Origin of the sequence: Azoarcus sp. L1K30 (genome assembly GCF_018122735.1) — a bacterium.
In the GTDB taxonomy this organism is placed as follows: Bacteria; Pseudomonadota; Gammaproteobacteria; order Burkholderiales; family Rhodocyclaceae; genus Parazoarcus.
The window spans coordinates 3,319,437-3,339,688 of the sequence record NZ_JAGRRD010000001.1 but is presented as its reverse complement, the minus strand read 5'-3'; the positions used below and the strand labels follow the sequence as shown (position 1 = coordinate 3,339,688).

Annotated in this window: 20 protein-coding genes; 15 read left to right on the top strand and 5 right to left on the bottom strand. The window is 62.6% G+C overall.

Annotated features, from left to right (window positions below):
- Positions 1-8: 8 nt before the first annotated feature.
- Complete coding sequence (locus J5J83_RS15380) at positions 9-1,265, top strand: DUF1329 domain-containing protein (protein ID WP_212350613.1); 1,257 nt, start codon at positions 9-11, stop codon at positions 1,263-1,265.
- A gap of 121 nt (positions 1,266-1,386) precedes the next feature.
- Here the strand turns inward: J5J83_RS15380 and J5J83_RS15375 are convergent, their stop codons facing one another.
- Positions 1,387-2,898 carry an AMP nucleosidase gene (locus J5J83_RS15375; RefSeq protein WP_249115742.1) on the bottom strand — a complete coding sequence of 504 codons (1,512 nt, stop codon included), beginning with the start codon at positions 2,896-2,898 and terminating at the stop codon, positions 1,387-1,389.
- 167 nt (positions 2,899-3,065) lie between these two features.
- Between J5J83_RS15375 and J5J83_RS15370 the strand changes: the two genes are divergently transcribed.
- The 11 genes from J5J83_RS15370 to J5J83_RS15320 all read left to right on the top strand — a co-directional run bounded on the left by J5J83_RS15370 (position 3,066) and on the right by J5J83_RS15320 (position 13,204).
- Positions 3,066-4,052, top strand: coding sequence for a zinc-dependent alcohol dehydrogenase family protein (locus J5J83_RS15370; RefSeq protein ID WP_212350611.1), 987 nt, complete (start codon positions 3,066-3,068; stop codon positions 4,050-4,052).
- A gap of 138 nt (positions 4,053-4,190) precedes the next feature.
- On the top strand, positions 4,191-4,484 hold the full coding sequence (locus J5J83_RS15365) for a hypothetical protein (RefSeq protein ID WP_212350610.1): 294 nt from the start codon (positions 4,191-4,193) through the stop codon (positions 4,482-4,484).
- Positions 4,481-5,746 (top strand): ferric reductase-like transmembrane domain-containing protein, encoded by a 1,266-nt coding sequence (locus J5J83_RS15360; protein ID WP_212350608.1) that lies wholly within the window; start codon positions 4,481-4,483, stop codon positions 5,744-5,746. The genes J5J83_RS15365 and J5J83_RS15360 overlap by 4 nt, the downstream gene beginning before the upstream one ends.
- Entirely contained in the window at positions 5,746-6,111 is a 366-nt protein-coding gene (locus J5J83_RS15355; RefSeq protein ID WP_212350606.1) for a cytochrome b5-like heme/steroid binding domain-containing protein, read from the top strand. The genes J5J83_RS15360 and J5J83_RS15355 overlap by 1 nt, the downstream gene beginning before the upstream one ends.
- A 75-nt stretch (positions 6,112-6,186) precedes the next feature.
- Positions 6,187-7,110, top strand: coding sequence for a LysR substrate-binding domain-containing protein (locus tag J5J83_RS15350; protein WP_212350603.1), 924 nt, complete (start codon positions 6,187-6,189; stop codon positions 7,108-7,110).
- Positions 7,111-7,245: 135 nt separating this feature from the next.
- Positions 7,246-8,556: a Glu/Leu/Phe/Val dehydrogenase gene (locus J5J83_RS15345; protein WP_212350601.1), complete on the top strand. Its 1,311-nt coding sequence runs from the start codon at positions 7,246-7,248 to the stop codon at positions 8,554-8,556.
- Between the two features lie 132 nt (positions 8,557-8,688).
- Positions 8,689-10,017: a hypothetical protein gene (locus J5J83_RS15340; protein ID WP_212350599.1), complete on the top strand. Its 1,329-nt coding sequence runs from the start codon at positions 8,689-8,691 to the stop codon at positions 10,015-10,017.
- A gap of 22 nt (positions 10,018-10,039) precedes the next feature.
- The gene (locus J5J83_RS15335) at positions 10,040-10,366 is read left to right on the top strand and encodes a hypothetical protein (RefSeq protein WP_212350598.1); all 327 of its coding nucleotides are present in this window, start codon (positions 10,040-10,042) and stop codon (positions 10,364-10,366) included.
- Positions 10,367-10,394: 28 nt separating this feature from the next.
- The gene (locus J5J83_RS15330; protein ID WP_212350596.1) at positions 10,395-11,894 is read left to right on the top strand and encodes a DUF4384 domain-containing protein; all 1,500 of its coding nucleotides are present in this window, start codon (positions 10,395-10,397) and stop codon (positions 11,892-11,894) included.
- Complete coding sequence (locus J5J83_RS15325; RefSeq protein ID WP_212350594.1) at positions 11,891-12,457, top strand: sigma-70 family RNA polymerase sigma factor; 567 nt, start codon at positions 11,891-11,893, stop codon at positions 12,455-12,457. Before J5J83_RS15330 ends, J5J83_RS15325 begins: the two co-directional genes overlap by 4 nt.
- 3 nt (positions 12,458-12,460) lie before the next feature.
- Positions 12,461-13,204 (top strand): anti-sigma factor, encoded by a 744-nt coding sequence (locus tag J5J83_RS15320; protein ID WP_212350592.1) that lies wholly within the window; start codon positions 12,461-12,463, stop codon positions 13,202-13,204.
- Positions 13,205-13,270: 66 nt separating this feature from the next.
- Here the strand turns inward: J5J83_RS15320 and J5J83_RS15315 are convergent, their stop codons facing one another.
- The 4 genes from J5J83_RS15315 to J5J83_RS15300 form a co-directional block, all read right to left on the bottom strand.
- The gene (locus J5J83_RS15315; RefSeq protein ID WP_212350590.1) at positions 13,271-14,194 is read right to left on the bottom strand and encodes a branched-chain amino acid transaminase; all 924 of its coding nucleotides are present in this window, start codon (positions 14,192-14,194) and stop codon (positions 13,271-13,273) included.
- Positions 14,195-14,451: 257 nt separating this feature from the next.
- A complete protein-coding gene (locus J5J83_RS15310) occupies positions 14,452-15,333 on the bottom strand; it encodes a LysR substrate-binding domain-containing protein (protein ID WP_212350588.1) in 882 nt (293 codons plus the stop codon).
- Positions 15,334-15,423: 90 nt separating this feature from the next.
- The gene (locus J5J83_RS15305) at positions 15,424-15,762 is read right to left on the bottom strand and encodes a hypothetical protein (RefSeq protein ID WP_212350586.1); all 339 of its coding nucleotides are present in this window, start codon (positions 15,760-15,762) and stop codon (positions 15,424-15,426) included.
- A 53-nt stretch (positions 15,763-15,815) separates the two neighbouring features.
- On the bottom strand, positions 15,816-16,247 hold the full coding sequence (locus J5J83_RS15300; protein WP_212350584.1) for a PaaI family thioesterase: 432 nt from the start codon (positions 16,245-16,247) through the stop codon (positions 15,816-15,818).
- Between the two features lie 257 nt (positions 16,248-16,504).
- On the opposite strand from J5J83_RS15300, the gene J5J83_RS15295 reads away from it, so the two are divergent.
- From J5J83_RS15295 to J5J83_RS15285, 3 genes are all read left to right on the top strand, one after another.
- Entirely contained in the window at positions 16,505-17,185 is a 681-nt protein-coding gene (locus J5J83_RS15295; RefSeq protein ID WP_212350583.1) for an IPTL-CTERM sorting domain-containing protein, read from the top strand.
- A 55-nt stretch (positions 17,186-17,240) separates the two neighbouring features.
- Entirely contained in the window at positions 17,241-18,113 is an 873-nt protein-coding gene (locus J5J83_RS23165; RefSeq protein ID WP_212350581.1) for a hypothetical protein, read from the top strand.
- A gap of 218 nt (positions 18,114-18,331) precedes the next feature.
- Positions 18,332-20,215 carry a glycosyltransferase gene (locus J5J83_RS15285; RefSeq protein ID WP_249116025.1) on the top strand — a complete coding sequence of 628 codons (1,884 nt, stop codon included), beginning with the start codon at positions 18,332-18,334 and terminating at the stop codon, positions 20,213-20,215.
- The last annotated feature ends 37 nt before the right edge of the window (positions 20,216-20,252 follow it).

Genomic DNA, 20,252 nt, shown 5'->3' with positions numbered 1-20,252 from the left:
AGGAGACAATGAAAAACTTGACGATCAACCTGAGACGTCTGTGCATCGGGTTGTGGCCGCTGCTCTGCTCGGGCACTGCACTTGCAGCTGATCTGCCCGCCGGTGCGGTCATCAACGCCAGCAATCTCGACCAGTCGAAGGCGGACACTTTCGAGGGCAAGTCCATTGCCAGCATGCTGACTGACAAGATGGAGTTGATGATCCGCGAACATGGTTTGAGTATCACGTTGCGCAAATCGGCTCCGATACCGCTCGATCGACGGCTCGAAGAGGCGACCCGGGCGCATTCGGGCGGGGTCACCTTTGATACGGCAACGCGCACGGTAAAGGGATGGAAGGCCGGTTTGCCATTTCCGGACGTTCGTGAAGATGACCCAAATGGCGGCGAGAAGCTGATCTGGAACATGCGTTATGGCTCGATGATGGGCGATCAACCCGTCGAGGATCTTCACTTCCTGATGATGGACTTCGACAAGGGCCTCGACCGCATCCAGAAGTGGCAGATCAAGCGCTACATGATGGTGGGACGCTTGACCGGCGAGGGAGCGACGGCGGGCGATGGCAGCGAGTATTCGCGGACGCTGCTGTACGCAAACTACCCGCACGACATCCGCGGTGTCGGTACTTTCACCATCCGTTATTCGGATCCGGCGAGAGTGGATGACAGCTGGGTGTACGTGAAATCGGTACGACGCGTGCGCAGGCTGTCGGGAAATGCGTGGATGGACCCGATTGGCGGTACGGTATCGCTCAACGATGACATTGATGGCTGGGACTCGCCGCCGTCGTGGTATCGGCAGGTGAAGCTCGTGGGCAAACGGTGGATTCTCGCCGTGGCTCACGGAAAACCGGCGCTTGTGGACGGCAAGACGAGCAACGAAGAGACCTATCCCCAGGTGGATTTCAAGACGCCGCCCTATATCAACAGTCATGATGAGTGGGAGCCTCGCGAAGTCTGGATCATTGAAGGCACGCCACCCGAGGAGCATCCCTACGGGAAGAAGGTGGTTTATATGGACACCCGGTTTCCCCGAATCTATCAGGCGGAGATGTATGACAAGAAAGGGGACTTCTGGAAGTTCTTCAACTGGCACCACAGTGTGGTGACCGGCAAGGACGGCTTTCGTGCGATCGGCCCGCTGCAGGGCGAACAAGTCGATCTGAAGGCACGCAAGGCCACCATCTTCGTCGGCGACCTGAAGGTCAACGAACCCATGACCGCCGATGACGTCACGCTCGGCAAGCTCGAGGCAGCCGGACGTTAGCGACCAGACCGGATTCGACATTATTTGAAAAGGGATGGTGTCCCTTCCTCTTTGCCCGGCTTCGGCCGGGCATTTTTTTGCGCTTTCCGCCGATCATCTCTCGATACCGGACACGCGCAAGCTACTGAAACGCCACCTCGGTAAAGCTCCTCAGCTTACGGCTGTGCAAGCGGTCCACCCCCTGTTCGCGCAGTCGCTCGATGGCACGAATGCCGATACGCAGGTGCTGGTCGACACGTTCGCGGTAGAACTGGTTGGCCATGCCGGGCAGCTTTATTTCGCCATGCAGTGGCTTGTCACTGACGCAGAGCAGGGTGCCGTAGGGCACGCGAAAGCGGAAGCCGTTGGCGGCGATGGTGGCCGATTCCATGTCGAGCGCGACGGCGCGACTCTGGCTGAAGCGGCGCTCGGGGCTGCTGTAGCTGCCGTGCGATGGCAGCAGCTCCCAGTTGCGGTTGTCGGTGCTGGCCACGGTGCCGGTTCGCATCAGGCGCTTGAGCTCGTAACCGCTCAACTTGGTCACGTCCGCCACGGCGGCCTGGAGCGCGAGCTGTACCTCGGCCAATGGCGGAATCGGCACCCATAGTGGCAGTTCTTCGTCCAGCACGTGGTCTTCGCGCACATAGCCGTGTGCCAGCACGTAGTCCCCCAGTTCCTGGGTGTTGCGCAGGCCGGCGCAGTGGCCGAGCATGATCCACGCATGCGGCCGCAGCACGGCGATATGGTCGGTGATGGTCTTGGCGTTGGCGGGGCCGACACCGATGTTCACCATCGTGATGCCGGCACGATCGCGGCGCTTGAGGTGATAGGCCGGCATCTGCGGCAGCCGCGGTGGCGGCACGCCCGCCTCGTCGCCGGGGTGCGGCGCCTCGCTGGCACGACGGGTGATCACGTTACCCGGCTCGACGAAGGCGTTGTAGCCGTGGTCGGCCGTGTCTTCCTTCATCAGCGTATGGCCGAGCTTGATGAATTCGTCGATGTAGAACTGGTAGTTGGTAAACAGGACGAAGTTCTGGAAATGCTCGGGTGCGGTGCCGGTGTAGTGGCTCAGTCGCTGCAGCGAGTAGTCCACCCGCGGTGCGGTGAACAGCGCCAGTGGATGCGGCTCGCCCGGTGGCGGCTCGTAGGTGCCGTTGGCGATGCCGTCATCCATTGCGTTGAGATCGGGCAGGTCGAAGATGTCGCGCAGGCGCTGACGCTGGGCGCCATCGAGCTGACCTTCGATATGGTCCTGTCCGCTCATCGCAAAATGCAGTGGAATGGGTTGCGTACTGCTGCCTATTTCCAGCGACACGGCGTGATTCTTCAGCAGCAGGCGGAACTGCTCGGGGTAGTAGTCGGCGAACAGGCCCGGACGCGTCAAGGTGGTCTCGAAGATGCCCGGACCGGCGACGAAACCGTAGGACAGTCGCGAATCCGCGCGCGCCACCGTATCGGTGCGCACGCGTACGAAGGGATAGCACGCCCGCACATGGCGGCCGACACTGTCGCCGGCGACAAAGCGTCTGAGCGCGTTGCGCAGGTGATCGACTCCGGCATTGTAGATTTCGCATACCCGCGCCATGGCGGCAGTCGGCTCGTCGAAGCGCATCGGCGCGAAGTAGGGTGCATCGCCGTGGATTTCGGGGGGCATGAGCGCCTCCTGTATGGGTGCCAGTCAGATACGTTCCGAGCGTAGCGCAGTTCGGCGTGGAGATGATGACGCGTTGTTTTCCGTCCCTAACCACGCAGCCACGTCTTGCCGTCCGGCATTGCCCGGCGTAGTGTCATTCTCATGCCGATTGTGCACTGGAGCACCCCATGCGCGCCATGGTTCTCGAGTCCCCCCGCGCTGCATTGCGTTTGGTCGAGCGTGAGCGGCCGCAGCCGGCAGCGGGACAGATACTGCTGCAGGTGGAGGCATGCGGTGTATGCCGCACCGATTTGCATCTGATCGACGGCGAGTTGCCGGATCCCGCCCTCCCGGTCATTCCGGGGCACGAGATCGTCGGCCGGGTGGTGGCGCTGGGCGAGGGCGTACAGGGTTTTGCGATCGGGCAGCGCATCGGCGTGCCTTGGCTGGGATGGACCTGTGGCCAATGCATGTATTGCCGGACAGGGCAGGAGAACCTGTGCGACGCGGCGCGCTTTACCGGCTACACGCTCGACGGCGGTTACGCGGAGTACACCGTGGCCGATTGCCGGTATTGTTTTGCGCTGCCGGAGGCCGTGCCTGCCATCGAGCTGGCGCCGCTGCTGTGCGCCGGTCTGATCGGCTACCGCGCGCTGGCCATGGCCGGCGAGGCGCGATGCGTCGGCATCTACGGTTTCGGCGCCGCGGCTCACATCCTGTGCCAGATCCTACGCCATCAGCAACGGCCCTTTTATGCCTTCACCCGGCGCGGCGACGCCGAGGGCCAGCAATTTGCGCGCAGCCTCGGCGCGGCCTGGGCGGGTGCGAGTGATGAAGACAGTCCCGTGCCGCTCGATGCCGCGCTGATTTTTGCGCCAGCCGGCGAACTGGTGCCGGCCGCCTTGCGCCAGGTCAGAAAGGGCGGCATCGTGGTCTGCGCCGGCATCCACATGAGCACCATTCCCGCCTTTCCGTATGACATCCTGTGGGGGGAGCGGGTGCTGCGCTCAGTGGCGAACCTGACGCGTGAGGACGGCCTGCGCTTTCTCCGGATCGTGGCGGAATCGCCACTTCGCACGCATGTGCAGTCCTATCCGCTGGCTCAGGCCAATCTTGCGCTCGAGGCGCTTCGCCAGGGCGCGATTCAGGGGGCGGCCGTGCTCGTGCCCGGGTGAGACCCCGTTGTCTGCCACAATTCACACGGGATGAACCGATCCCTTGATCTGAAGCATGTTACTTGCCGCGCACGGCGCCTATCGTGAGCCCGATGCCACCCCTACCGGCGGCGTCCGCTGCCCGCAACGGAATATTCCATGATCCGTGTTCTCTTTCTGCTGATGCTGTTCGCAACGCACGCCGCGCCGGCCAACGCCGGGCCGTGGCGGGCTGCGGAGGGCAACGTGGTCGGCTGGCAGTTGATGACGCCCGATGAACGCATCGAACATCAGCGCCGATTGCGCGGCTTCGATGACTATGGCGAATGCGTGGCCTACGTGGCGGCGCATCATGCCAAACTGGCCGCTCGCGCCGAACGTGCCGGGGTGGTGCTCGCCACTCGACGGCAGTCGGTGTGCGATCAATTGCGCGCAGAGGGGCGGCTGAAATGAGCACGGCGGCCGGCGCGCTCAAGCGGATCATTGCCCCGGCACTGCCGTTGATGCTGGGGCTGAGTGGAGTGCTGTGGGCGCTGCCCCACGGTTTGCCTCTGTGGCGAAGCGTGTCCATCGTGTCGGCCTGGCTTGGCACCGGCCTTTTGGTGGGCAGCCTGTTGCTGATGGTCCGCGTGCCACGGCTGGCCGCGCTGCTGGGCGGGCTCGATGTTCAGTATCGCTGGCATCACCGCAGCGGCACGGTGGCTTATGCGTTGCTATTGCTGCATCCATTGGCATTGGCGGTAGACGGTTGGGCACAGTCGCCACAGCTTGCCTGGCAGGCGCTGGCGCCGTGGCTTCTGAGCTGGCCGCTGTGGCTGGGCTGGGCCGCATTGCTGTTGCTGATGGTCGGGTTGGGCGCAACCTTCAGCGTCGACCTGCCCTATCGGCGTTGGCGCGCACTGCATTACCTGCTCGGCATCGGCGTGCTCTGCGGACTGTTGCATGTATGGGCACTGCTGGGCGAACCCGGGGCGCTGTGGCCGTTCATGCTGCTGGCCGGGCTCGCCATGAGCTGGCGCCTGTTCGGCGTGGATCTGGGCATTGCGGCGCATGCCTATCGGGTGCGCAGTGTGATCCGACCCGCTGCGCGAATGATCGAAGCCGTGCTGGAACCCTGCGGCGCGCGGATGAAGCCGGTACCGGGCCAGTTCGTCTTTGCCGCTTTTGGCGATGGTCCGAACTTTCATGGGTGCGGCGAGTTTCATCCCTTTACCGTGAGCGCCGTCGGCGCCGATGGCAGCCTGGCGGTCGGCATCAAGGCTCTGGGCCCGTGTTCTCAGCATGTACAGGCGCTCGAAAGCGGGGTACTGGTGCGCCTGCAGGGACCTTTTGGCACCTTTCTGTCCGGGTGGTCGGCCGGCGCCCAATTGTGGATTGCTGGCGGAATCGGCATCACGCCCTTCCTGGCGGCCTTGCGACGCGACCGGTGTGCGTATCCGGTCGCCCTGATCTACCTCTACCGCAGCGCGCAGGATGCCGCTTACGTCGATGAGCTGAAGGCGATTGCCGAAGCCGATCCCCTGCTTGCACTGTATGACGTCTGCGGCGGGGGCCTGCCTGATTTCGTCGCCTTGTTCGGCAAGGTTTCCGACTTGCGCGAGCGGAATGTGCAACTATGCGGACCGGTGCCGCTGATCGATGCCGCTCGTGAAGCGCTCGGTCGACACGGTGTGCCGGCCGACTCCATTCACTTTGAAAGGTTCGACTTCCGATAATGCGCAAACTCTTTATCGCTTCCACGCTGGTGTTCGGGCTTGCGGTGTGCGGATTCTGGTTGGCGAGCGCGGTGTTGACGCCGCCCGAGGCCGGCGCCGGGGTGGTGCAGAAGACCACTGAACCGCAGTGGTCGGCCGAAGAGGTGGCGCGTCACGACCGTCCGACCGACTGCTGGATGATTCTCGGCAGGGAGGTTTTCGATTTCAGTACCTATCTGCCACAGCATCCGTCCGATCCGGACGTGATCACGCCGTGGTGCGGCAAGGACGCCTCCGAGGCCTACCTCACCAAGACCAAGGGGCGCCCGCACTCGCCCTATGCCGACTCGCTGCTGCCGAAGTACCGCATCGGGGTGCTGAAATAGCGCTTGGCTGTCTCTAGAATCACGCCTCGCAGCGTCTGTTCATGTGCCTGTGCAAAGGAACCCGGGTAATCCGACATGGAACTCAAATGGCTTGAGGATTTCCTCAGTCTCGTCGCCAGTGGCAGCTTTTCGCGTTCGGCCGAGCAGCGCCACGTGACCCAGCCGGCCTTTTCACGCCGGATCCGGGCGCTCGAAGCCTGGCTTGGTGTGGCCCTGATCGACCGCAGCACCTATCCCACCCGGCTCACCGAGGCCGGCGAGGCGTTCAAGGGGCCGGCGGCCGATCTCGTCAAGCGCCTGCATGCGGCGCGGGCCCAGGTGCGCGGTTACCAGACCGTTGCCGGCGATGCCCTGGTGTTCGCGGTACCGCACACACTGGCGTTCGCTTTTTTCCCGGGTTGGCTGGGCCGCCTCAAGGACAGCTTCGGCGAGCTGCCGACACGCTTGATGGCAGGTAATGTCCATGATGTGGTGATGACGCTGGTGGAAGGCGGCTGCGACCTGCTGTTGTGCTATCACCATGCATCGCACCCGGTATGGCTCGATCCGGCACGCTTCGAAGGCCTGACCCTGGGCATCGAGCGCGTGCGCCCCTTCATTCCGCGGGCGGCGGTGCAGGACAGACACTGGCAGTTGCCCGGCACGCCGGATGCGCCGATTCCTTTCCTGCGCTACGGTCCGAACACCTATCTGCGACGCATGGTCGATACCATTCTCGATCGTGCCGCCACGCCGGTGCATCTGGCATTGCACTATGAGTCCGACATGGCCGAGAGCCTCAAGGCTATGTTGCTTGCGGGCCATGGGCTGGCGTTTCTGCCGGCGAGCGCGGTCAGCGGCGAACTCAAGCGCGGCGACCTGGTGAGTGCCGGTGGCCCGGAATGGAGCCTGGACATGGAGGTTCGCCTGTATCGGGACCGCAGCAATATGCGGCCGGAACTCGAACGCCTGTGGCAACACCTGACGACGACCACGGCCGCACCTGCGTCCGGCGCCTGATTTCGGGGATCACCCAGGCTTGTGCCCGCATGGCATGGTTATGCATGAATCGCATGACAGCATGAAGCAACGGCATTCTTCGCGCCAAGTGCCTTGCGCACAATGCGTGCTCCTTACCCCTCGAGGACCACGTATATGTCAGCATTGCCCGGCTCGGAAAAAGCCAACGCCCGCATCGGCGGCCTGTCCTACCTCAATCCGGCTGCGCCCGAACCATGGGCGAGCTTCGTCGAGCAGATCGAGCGTGTCCGCCCCTACCTGGGTGATCTCGAACGCTGGATCGAAACCCTCAAGCACCCCAAGCGCACCCTGATCGTCGACGTGCCGATCGAGCGCGACGACGGCACGATTGCGCACTACGAGGGCTACCGCGTGCAGCACAACCTGTCGCGCGGTCCGGGCAAGGGCGGCATCCGCTTCCACCCCGATGTGACGCTCAACGAGGTGATGGCGCTGTCGGGCTGGATGACGGTCAAGAATGCCGCGGTTGGTCTGCCCTTTGGCGGCGCAAAGGGCGGCATCCGCCTGGATCCGAAGAGCGTCAGCAAGGGCGAGCTGCAGCGCATCACCCGTCGCTTCACCTCGGAGATCGGCATCATCATCGGCCCCGACCGCGACATTCCGGCGCCGGATGTCGGCACCAACGAGATGACCATGGCGGTGATGATGGACACCTTCTCGATGAACCGCGGCGGCACTGCGACCGGTGTCGTGACCGGCAAGCCGATTGCACTCGGCGGCAGCCTGGGGCGCCGGGAAGCCACTGGCCGTGGCGTTTTCATCACCGCTCGCGAGGCGGCGCGACATCTGAACCTGCCGCTCGAAGGTGCGCGCGTCGTGGTGCAGGGTTTCGGCAACGTCGGCGGTATCGGCGCGCGTCTGTTCCATGATGCCGGCGCGCGCGTGATCGCGATTGCCGACCATTCGGCCACGCTGGTCAACGAGGCGGGCATCGATATTCCTGCCGCGATCGAGTACGTTGCCGCCAAGGGCGGTCTTGCTGGCTTTGCCGGTGCGTCGGCGATCGATATCGAGGAGTTCTGGCGGCTCGAGTGCGAGTTCCTCGTGCCCGCGGCGCTGGAAGGCCAGATCACGCCGCAGCGTGCCGAAGGCATCCGTACCCGCATCGTCGTCGAAGGCGCAAACGGCCCGACCACACCGGCCGCGGACGACATCCTGCGCAACCGAGGCATCCTCGTGGTGCCGGACGTTCTGGCCAACGCCGGCGGCGTGACCGTGTCCTACTTCGAGTGGGTGCAGGACTTCTCCAGCTTCTTCTGGACCGAGGACGAAATCAATGATCGCCTCGAGCGCATCATGGTCGGCGCCTTCAATGCGATCTGGCAGATTGCCGACGAGAAGCAGGTGTCGCTGCGGACTGCCGCCTTCATCATCGCCTGCCACCGCGTGCTCGAAGCCCGTGCCGAGCGGGGTCTCTACCCCTGATCGGAGGCGTTGGGGGCGGATTTTCGAGTGGTCGAAGAAATAAATTCCACCCGGGGTGCATCCAAACTAGGATACGGAACGAAGTATCTCCAAGCGGTACCCGTCCGCGCCCCCGAAACTGGAGAATTGATCATGAAAAGCACCCCCCGCCCCCTGCTGATCGCCATGTTGAGTCTCGCGTGCACGCCGCTTTTTGCGCAAACCGTGAAGGATGGTGTTTCCAACACGCTGGTTACTACCGAAAAGGTGCAGTTGCCCGTTGTGCAGAGGCCCTCCGGGTCGGCCGTGGGGTCGGCCCCGGCAAGCCAGGGGGGCGGAACGCCGGCCAATGGCGTGAACAATCTGAGTACGCGCGGTTCGCTGACAGGTAATGTTCAGCAGACGCAGACAGGTCCGGGTGCCGCGACCCAGTCTGTGTCGGTGGCCGGTGTGGAAGGTGGCACGCGTGCCAACAGCGCGACACTCGACGGCGGTATTGCGGCTGATGTGGTGCAGAGTGCGACCGGTGCTGCAGCGGTGGATCAGCGAGTGGGTGCCGGAAGTCTGGTGGGCTCGGACGTGGGTGCAGCCACCACCCGTGGTGAAATCACCGGCGCAGGCGTCATCCAGTCCAGTAGCGGGAGTATCCGCGGCACTTCGGCCAATGCGCAAAGTGTCGAAGTCGGCAGCATTTCAGGCAGCCAGGCGTCGAGCGTCAATGCTCGCGGTAGCGTGAGCGGGGGTGTTACACAAGTCAGGGGTGCGACAGGGGCGGGTGTTCAGTCACTCGGTGTTGGCGCAGTGAACAACGTGGATGCGGCTGGCAGTGTGTTGTCTCGCGGTACGGTGAGCGGTGCGGTGACGCAGTCTGCCGACAGTATCGTCGAGCAGCGGATCGAGGTTGGAAGTGTGCGTGGTGGCTCGCCGCTCGAGGCCAGAACCAACGGTAACGTGCTCGGGTCGGTTACCCAGACGGCCGGCGGTGGGGCGCCGTCTGAGGGTAACAGTCAGCGGGTTGAGGTGGGCAGTGCGACGAATTCGCGAGGCAATATTCAGACGAATGCGACGACTGCCGGTGCGATCAGCCAGAGCCAGTCCGGTAATCGCAATGTTCAGCAACGATTGTCGGTGGGCAGCGTGGACGGTTCTCGCACGCAGGCAGTTACCGAAGCGGCCAGCAGCGGCGCCATTACGCAAGATGCGACCAACTCGGTCAACACGTCGCAGAACATCTCGATCGGCAGTGCCGAGAATACAGCAGCAGTCGTGAACACGCGGGCTGAAGTGACGGGTGATCTGAGCCAGTCGGCAACGGCTGTCGGCAATAGCGTTCAGTCCATCAATCTTGGCAGTGTGCGCAATGCCAATGGCGGCAATGTCTCCACCAACGTGACGGTGACAGGCGATGTTCGCCAGACCGCACAGGGTTCCAGTGGTGGAGCCCAGCGTGTTCTGGTGGGTGGAGTCGAAGGTGCGCAATAGGCGCGGGAAGGCGTCCGCGGCCATGCTCCGGCGTATGTGTCTGTCGATGATGTTCGTAGTGACGCCGGTGTTCGCCGGAACACCGGACATTCCCGACGACGTGAATGCCCGTATTGCACGCGCGAAGAGCGAGCAGGCAGCGCGTGCTTCAGATCGTGCACGCGCCCGCCTTGATGGCGAGTCACCGGGTTCAAGTGGCGGGGGAGGGCTCACGACCTTTGACAATGGGTGCACGATCGCAGTCGGAAACGTGTTTGAGGACGACAAGAAAATCGGTACGTCGGCCAAGCGCGAGACGACGGTGATCATTACCGGCGATATCATTCAGGCGGGTAACAACTGCCGCTGATCCATCATCCCTTTTCTGCGCTCATTCCATGACCCAAAAACCGATCTGGCTTCTTGCGCTTCTCGCACTTAGCGCATGTACATCGCTTCCGCCTAAAAAGGATGATGTGCTTGCCGCAGTTGCGCCACCGCAAACACTGCCGCAACGGAACGTCACCAATTTTTCCGACGCCCTGCGCTGCATGGACAAGCTGTATATCTCCTACGGTGTGCGAGACGTGAGCGTGGTGCTCGAGGATCTTTCCGACAGCACGCGCAAGGTCAGTGCCGGTACGCGCGACATGATGATGTCGGCGCTGTCGGATCAGACCCGCCGCAGCCGTGCCATCGAGGTCAGCGCTTTCGGGCAGGATGCGAACAATGCCGTGGCGTTTCTGGCCAATGCGCAAAAGCGCACCGCCTTCGCCGTCGTGCCCCAGTTCAATCTGCGGGGGTCGATCAGCCAGCTTGACGAAGGTGTGCTCAAACGTCAGGCCGATGGAGGTGTGTCGCTCGGCAACCTGCTCGGTGCCGGTGCCTCAACCAGTCGCCAGTTCAATGTACTTGGGCTCGATGTGGCACTGGCCGACACGACACGCCTGACCCTCATTCCGGGGGTCGTGTCAAAGAACCTGACGACCATCGTCAAGGAAGGCGATGCGCTCGATGCTCAGGCCACTTTCTCCAAGATCGGCATCAATTTCAGTACCTCCTTCCAGCGTACCGACGGCACGGCCCAGGCCTTGCGCAACATGGTCGAATTGTCGTCCGTCGAGCTCTTCGGCCGGCTGCTCAAGTTGCCCTACTGGCAGTGCCTTGGCGCCGATGCGCGTAATCCGGAGGTGCGCGAAGAAATCGAGGACTGGTTCGTCGGCATGGAGCGCGGCGGCGAGCTGACGGCCTATTTCCAGACCCAACTGCGCAATCGCGGCTTTTATGATGGTCCGGCCGATGGCAACGTGACGCCAGCGCTGCGTCAGGCGGTAAGCAGCTATCGCGCCGCACTGGGCATGGGCGATACGCCTGCTGTCGATCTGGCCTTCTTTACGGTTTTCCTCGAAGGTCCCTTCCCCAACCCGCCGGCGGTTGCTGCGCGTGATGTGCTGCCCGCCGCGCAAGCGCCGGCCGCGCGTATTGCCCTGGCGTTGGATGCGGTTGAACAAGGTGCCGGTGAGGGGCTCGGCTTCAGTGTCAGCAGTAGCGCACCGGCCTATGTGTACTGCTATGCGCGCACGGCCGGCGGCAAGCTGCAGCGCATCTTTCCCAACCGCTTCGTCAGCGATCCGCGCATCGAGCCGGGGCAACCCCTTCTGCTGCCTGGGCGTCAGGGATTCAAGCTGATCCCGGGTGAGAGCGGCACCGTACCGGTAGCTTGTTTTGCGGCGCCGCGAGAGATTTACAACGATATTCCGGCTGCTTTGCGGTGGGGTGATTTCCAGGATCTGAACAAGGTTCGTGAATTCTCCGATGTGCAGTCCATGCTTGAAGCGGTGGCGCGCGAACCGGTGGCGGTTGCCAGCCGTCAGCTTGGGCGGGCTGCGGCGAAGTGAACTCGGGCATTGCGCTCGAAGTCCTCATCGGGCGCGTGGCGCTCGGCGATCGCGTTGCGTTGCGTGCGGTCTATGACGCGAGTGCCGCGCGCCTGTATCCGATAGCGTTGCGTCTGCTCGGGGGCGAGCGCGCACTTGCAGAAGACGCACTGCAGGAAGCCTTCGTCGCGCTCTGGCACCACGCTGGCCGCTATCAAGCGCATCGCGCGCCAGCGATGGCCTGGCTCGCGACGCTGGTGCGCAACAAGGCACTGGATATTGGCCGCTCGCGCCCCAACCACTTACCGTTTGAAGTGACCGATGGTGACGGTGAAACGCGCACGGTGGATGTGGCGAGTGATGGTCTGACGCCTGAGGAATCTCTTCTTCAGCAGTGCGAAGACAAGCGCCTGAGCCACTGCATCGACCAACTTGAAGCCGCGCCGCGTCAAGCAATAATGCTGGCCTACTTCGACGGCCTGACGCATCGCGATCTCGCTGTGCGGCTGGCTCAGCCGGTGGGAACGGTCAAGGCGTGGATTCGGCGCAGTCTTCAGCGTCTGCAACGCTGCATGGAAGCCTGATCCATGCGATATGACAATCCCGAGTTACGCAGGCAGCTGGCTTCAGCCTATGCGTTGGGTTCCTTGAGTCCGCTCGTTCGTTCCCGCTTCAAGCGTTTGCTGCGAGACGATGTGGGCCTGCAGGCGCTGGTGGACGATGCCCAGATCCGTCTGGCGCCGCTTGCGCTGACGCTTGAACCTGTCACTCCAAGCGTGACGGTGTGGAAGGCCATTGATCAACGTCTGGAATTGACCGCACCTGCACGGGCGGTACGCTGGTTCGACCGGCTGCTGCGCCCTGCGCTTGGCTGGGCCGCGGTCGGTGTAATGGTTGGTTTCGTCGGTGGCCAGCTTATCCCTGACTTGGGTCGTGGCGGATCGCAGTCGCCGGCATTGAGCGCTGCTGGCAAGACCCAGTTGCCGCCAAGCTATGTTGGCGTGCTGGCAAACGAAGCAGGGGGTGCCGGCCTGCTGGTCAGCAGCTTGCGTCATGGCCGCAGTGCCGACTTCAAGTTCGTCAAACCTGAGACGCCGCCTGAAGGCCAGGTCTTCTATCTCTGGGGCTTGCCCGCCGATGGCAGTGCAGCTGTCGCGATCGGCCCCTTGCCCGCTGGCAGTCAGGGCAGTATTGCGCTGGATGGCACGGCCGAGGCGCTGTTGGCGAACGTTTCCCGTTTGGCTGTGACCTTGGAGCCCTTGGGAACAGAACCGGCCGTGCCGGGTCTGCCCTATCGCTACTTGGGTTTCTGCGGAAAGTTCTGGCCCTGATACCTGCCTGGTTTACATGGAGGTGCCGCCGGAACGGGGACGCAGTAGTCCGGCGGCACGCCATTTTTAGCGGATCCGGGTCAGCCACTCGGCATGATCCCTGTCTTCTCCGCGCACGGCGGCAAAGAAGCGTCGTTGCAGTTCGCGGGTTACCGGACCTGGCTGACCGCTGCCCACACGGCGGCGGTCGACCTCCACCACCGGGGTGACTTCGGCTGCGGTGCCGGTGAAGAACACCTCGTCCGCCACATAGAGTTCGTCGCGGGTGATGCGGCGGGCGCGGATCTCGTAGCCGGCCTCCTGCGCCAGCGCGTGGATCGTGCGGCGGGTGATGCCATCCAGTGCCGAGGTGATCTCGGGCTCCCAGATCACCCCGCGCTTCACCACGAACACGTTCTCGCCCGGCCCTTCGGCGACGAAGCCGTCGGTGTCGAGCAGCAGTGCCTCGTCGTAGCCTTCGGCACGCGCTTCGCGGCAGGCAAGGATGGAGTTGGTATAGGTCGACACCGATTTGGCACGACACATCTGCACATTCACATGGTGGCGCGCAAAGCTCGCCACCTTCACCCGGATGCCGCGTTCCATGCCCTTGTCGCCGAGATAGGCGTTCATCACCCAGGCCGCGACCATCACATGAACTGCTGCGCCCGCGGGATCGATCCCCGCTTTCTCGGCGCCAAGGAAGACCAGCGGACGGATGTAGGCGCTGGTCAGGCCGTTGCGGCTGATCGCCTCGCAGCAGGCGGTGCGCAAGGCGTCGCGACCGAAGGGCATCTCCAGCCCGAGAATGTGGGCAGAGTCGAAAAGGCGTTCGATATGGTCGTTGAGGCGAAAGACGGCCGGGCCGTCGGCGGTGGCGTAGGCGCGGATGCCCTCGAAGCAGCCCAGGCCGTAGTGCAGGGTGTGGGTCATCGCATGCACCTTCGCATCGCGCCAGGGCCGCCAGTGCCCGTCCATCCAGATCCAGCCGTCGCGGTCTTCCATGCTCATGTCGTGCTCCTTGTGTGATCGAAGATAAGAGCGCTCCGCGCCGAATGGGCGGGGAGCGCAGCTGCACACCGGTGATGGCGGTGTGTTCGATCCACGTGGAGAAACGGCTGTCGGTTTCGGCGGCATGACACGGATGGGTGCGTGGCCGTGTGGTGATCGAGTGAGGCGGGTATGCGCAGATTGCCGCGGGCGGCGCGGCGCCTCAAACGAAAACGCGGGCACTTCGAGTGAACGAAGTTCACTCGAAGTGCTGGGGTTCAATCCGGTGTTTCGCTGCGCGCGCGACCCTGCAGCCAGCGCACGAAATGTCGCACCCAATGCTGTTCGTAGGCTTCCGGGCGCAGCACGGCATAGAAGCCCTTGCCTTCGGCATGCGGTGAAAATGGCCTGACCAGACTGCCGTCGGCCAGATAGCTGCGCGCAAGCAGGCCGACGGTCAGCGCCACGCCGACGCCCGCTGCGGCCGCTTCGAGCATCATCATCGCATCCTCGAACAACATGCCCTCGACGGGTTCGGCGTAGTCGATGCCGGCGGCGGCAAACCACGATTTCCACTCGAGCAGCGGGTGGCGCAACAACGGCAAGGTGGCGAGCCGGGCCGGATCGGCCGGCGTACCGAGGTGCGCGGCAAGCGCCGGGCTACACACCGGAAACACGGTTTCGCGCCGCAGTTCGTAAGCTTCCAGACCTGCCCACGGCGGTTCGCCGTAACACACGCCAAGATCGGCCCTGCCGGCAGCCACCGGGGCCAGGGTCGATGCGGTGGACAGCACGAAGCTGATCTCCGGATGCTGGTCGCGGTATTCCGCAAGCCGACTGACAAACCACTTTGCCCCCAATGCGGGTGCCACCGACAGCCGCAACTCGTGCTTGCTGGCGCCGCGCAGGCGGGCACTGGCCGCCTCGATTCGACCCAGCGCGTGCTGCACCTCGGCCAGATAGTCCAGACCTTCGGCGGTCAGCGTGACCTGACGATGGTGGCGCGCGAACAGCTTCACCCCCAGCCAGGTTTCCAGCGCCTTGATCCGGTGGCTGACGGCAGAGGGGGTCAGGTTCAGTCTGTCGGCAGCGGCCAGAAAGCTGCCACTTTGCGCGGCAGCCTCGAACGCGATAATCGACTGGAGCGGCGGCAATTGCATGGTGGCACTTTTGGTGATGGCCGAGGGCGATGGTCGCGTGCCGGCGGAGGGGGCGCTTGCGCGAGGCGCAGTTGCCCTGGTCTCTCCCCGTCAGCGTTTGCCGCAGGGGTGGCGATCCGCGCCGCAGGTGTCGAAGTTGCCCAGCGGACGGTTGAAGGTGTACTCCAGCGGTGCGCCGATCCATTCGTGTGCGGTATCGCCGGTGCTGCCCGTGGGCAATGTGAACGGCAGTGCGAGGATGAAACCCGCGGTACCGATCACCGTCGCAACGATGCCGAGCGGCCGCACCACGACCAGATCGACGGCCATGTCGGTGGCGCGGTCACCGCTGACCGGCTCCCTGTTCTGTGCATGGGCGGGTGAGAACGCCAGCATTGCCGCTGCCAGTGCAAGCACAGCCGCATGTCGGCCGAATAGGTGGTGTTTCATGACAGGCTCCCGAAGCTCGATTTCCTTGTCCAGCATGTCAGTATGGGCCGCGTTCAGCCCTTCGGCCACAGGATCATCTGCGAGCAGCGGAACAACGCAAGCTTGCGGCCGCTGGCCTCGTCGGTGACGATGGCGTCCCACACCTGCGTGCTGCGCCCGAGGTGCTGTGCCGTGGCGACGCAGGCGATGCTGCCGTCGCGTACGGTACCCAGATGGTTGCTTTTCAGTTCGATGGTGGTGAAGGATTCGGCGCCCTCGGGCAGGTGTGCGATCGTGCCGTAGCCGCAGGTGGTATCCGCCAGCGCGACGATGCTGGCTGCATGGAGAAACCTGTTCGGCGCGAAGTGGAGCTGCTTCACCGGCATCCGGCTCGTCAGCACCCCCTGGTCGATGCTCAGGATTTCGATGCCGAGATAACCTGGAAGGTATTCACTGCCGCGTTGTTTGAGAAGATCGAGTGTGATTTCGGGGCGAAGCTTGCTCATCGGGGTCTCCAGTTGGTTTTTACCGTCAAGCATACCGGTTTGTAAGGCGCACGAGTGTCGGGGCATTGACCTGCGCGCACCGTACGCAAGATGTCTGCTCCAGGAGCCTGCTGCGCCGAAGAAATAATTGGTGACAATATTGGTCGGGCCATGTTACTAATCGAAATAAGTAAATTCATCAGTAAATCATTTGCGGTTGTCCGGGAAAACACGGGGTTGTGCTTGGCGCATATGATCGATTCGACCAGAGGTAATTGATGACCGTTCGTCCGCTTCTCAAAATCGGGGCGTCATTGCTCTTTGCTTTCTCCATGCAGGCTTTTGCGCAGGTGACCGTGCCCGTGGGGGGAAGCGTGAGCGTTCCGCCGGGTGGGAGTATGAATCTCGCCTGTACGGATCTGCTTGTGCAGGGCGCGATGAACGTCAATAGCGGATCGGTGACGCAGGGTCTGACCGTGGGAATCGACGCTACGGGCGTGCTCAATGGCGGGAGTGGTTCAATTACCCTGAGCGGTGACTGGAATAACCTCGGTACGTTCGTCCCCGGCAGCGGGACGGTCGTGTTGACCGATGGTTGTGCGTCGGGCAGCAGTGCGCTGACCGGTTCGACAGTGTTCAACAACCTGACCCTGTCCAGTACGTCGGGTCATACCTATGTGATTCCTTCCGGTAGCAGCATTACCGTGAACGGCACGCTGACGTTGCAGGGGACGGTCGGGCAGCCGATTTCCGTCGTGTCCTCTTCGGGTTCGCCCGCGACCATCCTGCTCGGCCCGGGTGCGACCGTGGTTCGATCGAACGCGAATGTCAGCGGAAACGTCTTTATCGGAGCGCCCGCAAGCACCACGGCGATTCCCACGCTGAACGCATGGGCGCTGGCGATTCTGGCCATGCTCATGGCGGTCGTACCCTTGATTCGCCGACGCGTGGCGATCTGATACCAGCACTGCAATAGCGCATACCAAACAGACAGATTGAACGGAGTTTTCCACGATGACTTTTTCCCGTTGCCCTTCCCGCCTGTGTTCCGCACTGATTCTCGGCTTCCTGTCTCAGGTTGGCGCGGTGAATGCGGCCGATGTCACTGTTGTTCCTCCTTCCGGCGACGGCTTCTCGGTGCGTAACAATGCCGATTCGTCGGACCGCTTCCGCGTCAGTGAAGGGGGGGTGGTCAGCATTCCCGGTTTGCCCACCGCAACGGCCAATAACAATCTGACCTGTTTCGATGCCAGTGGCGTATTGGGGCCTTGTGCCGGTGGTGTGGGCGTGGGGCCGACCGGACCGACCGGGCCTACGGGGCCAACCGGACCCACGGGACCTCAAGGTATTCAGGGAACACAGGGTATTCAGGGACCGGTGGGGTCTGCGGGACCCACCGGTCCTACGGGACCGACGGGTGATACCGGGCCCACGGGCGATACCGGGCCCACGGGCGATACCGGGCCGACAGGTCCCACCGGGCCTGCAGGTATGGGAGGAACCTTTGGTTATGTATACCAAATTGGCTCGGATATCGTTGTTGGTGGTGCCGATGTAGCGTTTTCGAACAACGGCCCCTTGTCTGGAGTAACCCATACCGCTGCGACTACAACGCTAACTGTCGCGGCTACCGCGACCTACAAGGTCGATTACGGTGTGAGCTATACAGCCGGAATCGGCGCGGCAATTGCAGTTGCCGTGAATGGTACTGTTGACCCAAGTACGAGCATCGATCTGTTGACTGGTACCGATGTACTCAACAACACGGCGATGATGAATCTTAATGCTGGGGACGTGCTCACGTTGCGAAACAACAGTGCCGTAGCGATTACGCTTTCTGGTCCCCCGGGTCAAGGGGCCCGATTTACGATTTTGCAGCTCCAGTAATTGTGCTCGATACGGACGGCCGTTATCCATCCAGCGTGGGTGGATTGCGGCCTTCTGGCAACCGGCTGCTAGAGTTCGGTCTCTCGGTGTCTGGTAGACCGGTAAATTGGGTGCACAGGATTTGCGCATGGCACTTGTCTGCCGTACGTCGTCATGATGTTGGAGCGTACTGATCACGAGCAGGAAGTATTGAGTTGAAACCCGCGATCTGTCTGAACATGATCGTCCGGAACGAGTCCGCGGTGATCGACCGCTGTCTCGCATCGGTGAAGGATCACATTGATTACTGGGTGATCGTCGACACCGGCTCCACCGACGACACGCCGGCAAAGATCCAGGCGACGCTGAAGGGCATCCCCGGCGAGTTGCATCACCGTAAGTGGGTCGATTTTGGCCACAATCGGACGGAGGCGATCGAACTGGCCAGGGGTAAGGCCGATTACATCCTGATCATGGATGCGGACAACATTTTTCATGCGCCGCGGGAGGGGTGGCACTGGCCCGCGCTGACCGTCGACGCCTATGATCTGCTGATCAGGAGCGCCAACACGGAATACCGCTTGCGTCTGCTGGTGGCCGACAGGCTGGCCTGGCGCTGGGTTGGCGTGCTCCACGAGTACCTGGTCTCGACCCCGGAATCCGTATCGTCGGAATTGCAGGGGCCGTGGGTAGACCGGCGCCATGAAGGCGCTCGGAGCCGCGACCCGCTTACTTACCGCAAGGATGCCGCCATTCTGGCTGCAGCCTTGAAGAAGGAACCCGGTAACACCCGCTATGCCTTCTATCTTGCACAGAGCTGGCGCGATGCGAAGGAGCCGAAGAAGGCACTCGAGGCCTATCGGCATCGTGCGGCGATGGGTGGATGGGACGAAGAGGTCTTTTTCAGTCTGTACCAGTGCGGTGTGCTGCTGGAGTCCATGAAGCGATGGCCCGAGGCCCTGGACGCGTATCTCAAGGCATGGTCGTTTCGAAAGCACCGGATTGAGCCGCTGTATCGAATCTGCTGTTATTACAGAGCATGTAGCGATTTCGGCCTGGGTTATCTTTTTGGGCGACGAGCCTTGGAGACCGGATGCCGGACGAGCGATCGCCTGTTCGTCGAGGTCGAGACCTTCAACTGGCGTCTGGCAGACGAGGTCTCGATTTGCGCTTTTTACGAAGGCAGATATCAGGAGAGTTACGATCTCTGTTCCGACATCCTGCGGCGATCCGACCTGACGGAGACGGACAGGGTCCGAATCGAGAAGAACCGCGAATACTCCGCGCCCCATGTACCGCAAGGAACCGGCGCCTACCCCGAGCACATCGTGCATGCGCTGGCGAGCCGGACCGAACAGGACGGCGATGTAACCTTCACCATTACCAGTTGCCGTCGTCTCGACTTGTTCAAGGTGACCGTCAACTCGTTCCTGAACTGCTGTGAGGATGTGGACCGGATTCGTCGCTGGATTTGTATTGACGATGGGTCCAGCGAGGCAGACCGCGCCGAGATGGCTCGACTCTACCCGTTCTTCGAGTTTGTTCTGAAGGATGCATCGGAGAAGGGCCACGCCAGAAGCATGAACATGCTGCTGGACCGCATCGATACGCCTTACTGGCTTGCTCTCGAAGACGACTGGCAGTTCGTGGTGAAGGACCGTTTTTTCGCCCGGATGCTCGCTATCCTGCACGATGATCCAGCCATCGCCCAGGTGCTGTTCAATCGGAATTACGGTCTGATACCGGCACATATCACCCTCACCGGCGGTGAATCGAGGACGATTTCGCAGGATGGAAGCCGGTACGTGATGCATGAGTACGTGCCGCCGGAGTCTTTCGACGCCTACCTCAAGGCGATGCCGCCGGGATCGCGGACCAATGCCTGGTGGCCAAACTATTCCCTGCATCCTTCGCTGAGTCTCGTGGACAAGATCCGGTCGATCGGCCGCTATGACGAAGGCGGTGGCCATTTCGAGAAGGAATTCGCAGACCGCTTTACGGCTATGGGTTTCCGGACCGCATTCCTGGATTCAATCAACGTTCATCATATCGGCAAGCAGCCGTGGGAATCCGGATCGGAGAAGAAGAACGCTTATGAGTTGAATCAGGTGAAGCAGTTCTAGCCGCGGCTAGAGTGAGGCCGGGTCGGGCGCGGGACAC

What these genes read in the sequence shown, in the direction of transcription:
- J5J83_RS15345 (WP_212350601.1), top strand. Translation starts at nt 7,246, where the DNA reads ATGTCAGCATTGCCCGGCTCGGAAAAAGCCAACGCCCGCATCGGCGGC.
- J5J83_RS15300 (WP_212350584.1), bottom strand. Translation starts at nt 16,247, where the DNA reads ATGAGCAAGCTTCGCCCCGAAATCACACTCGATCTTCTCAAACAACGC.
- J5J83_RS15295 (WP_212350583.1), top strand. Translation starts at nt 16,505, where the DNA reads ATGACCGTTCGTCCGCTTCTCAAAATCGGGGCGTCATTGCTCTTTGCT.
- J5J83_RS15285 (WP_249116025.1), top strand. Translation starts at nt 18,332, where the DNA reads ATGATCGTCCGGAACGAGTCCGCGGTGATCGACCGCTGTCTCGCATCG.
- J5J83_RS15335 (WP_212350598.1), top strand. Translation starts at nt 10,040, where the DNA reads ATGCTCCGGCGTATGTGTCTGTCGATGATGTTCGTAGTGACGCCGGTG.
- J5J83_RS15320 (WP_212350592.1), top strand. Translation starts at nt 12,461, where the DNA reads ATGCGATATGACAATCCCGAGTTACGCAGGCAGCTGGCTTCAGCCTAT.
- J5J83_RS23165 (WP_212350581.1), top strand. Translation starts at nt 17,241, where the DNA reads ATGACTTTTTCCCGTTGCCCTTCCCGCCTGTGTTCCGCACTGATTCTC.
- J5J83_RS15375 (WP_249115742.1), bottom strand. Translation starts at nt 2,898, where the DNA reads ATGCCCCCCGAAATCCACGGCGATGCACCCTACTTCGCGCCGATGCGC.
- J5J83_RS15305 (WP_212350586.1), bottom strand. Translation starts at nt 15,762, where the DNA reads ATGAAACACCACCTATTCGGCCGACATGCGGCTGTGCTTGCACTGGCA.
- J5J83_RS15370 (WP_212350611.1), top strand. Translation starts at nt 3,066, where the DNA reads ATGCGCGCCATGGTTCTCGAGTCCCCCCGCGCTGCATTGCGTTTGGTC.
- J5J83_RS15310 (WP_212350588.1), bottom strand. Translation starts at nt 15,333, where the DNA reads ATGCAATTGCCGCCGCTCCAGTCGATTATCGCGTTCGAGGCTGCCGCG.
- J5J83_RS15355 (WP_212350606.1), top strand. Translation starts at nt 5,746, where the DNA reads ATGCGCAAACTCTTTATCGCTTCCACGCTGGTGTTCGGGCTTGCGGTG.
- J5J83_RS15315 (WP_212350590.1), bottom strand. Translation starts at nt 14,194, where the DNA reads ATGAGCATGGAAGACCGCGACGGCTGGATCTGGATGGACGGGCACTGG.
- J5J83_RS15360 (WP_212350608.1), top strand. Translation starts at nt 4,481, where the DNA reads ATGAGCACGGCGGCCGGCGCGCTCAAGCGGATCATTGCCCCGGCACTG.
- J5J83_RS15340 (WP_212350599.1), top strand. Translation starts at nt 8,689, where the DNA reads ATGAAAAGCACCCCCCGCCCCCTGCTGATCGCCATGTTGAGTCTCGCG.
- J5J83_RS15380 (WP_212350613.1), top strand. Translation starts at nt 9, where the DNA reads ATGAAAAACTTGACGATCAACCTGAGACGTCTGTGCATCGGGTTGTGG.
- J5J83_RS15365 (WP_212350610.1), top strand. Translation starts at nt 4,191, where the DNA reads ATGATCCGTGTTCTCTTTCTGCTGATGCTGTTCGCAACGCACGCCGCG.
- J5J83_RS15330 (WP_212350596.1), top strand. Translation starts at nt 10,395, where the DNA reads ATGACCCAAAAACCGATCTGGCTTCTTGCGCTTCTCGCACTTAGCGCA.
- J5J83_RS15350 (WP_212350603.1), top strand. Translation starts at nt 6,187, where the DNA reads ATGGAACTCAAATGGCTTGAGGATTTCCTCAGTCTCGTCGCCAGTGGC.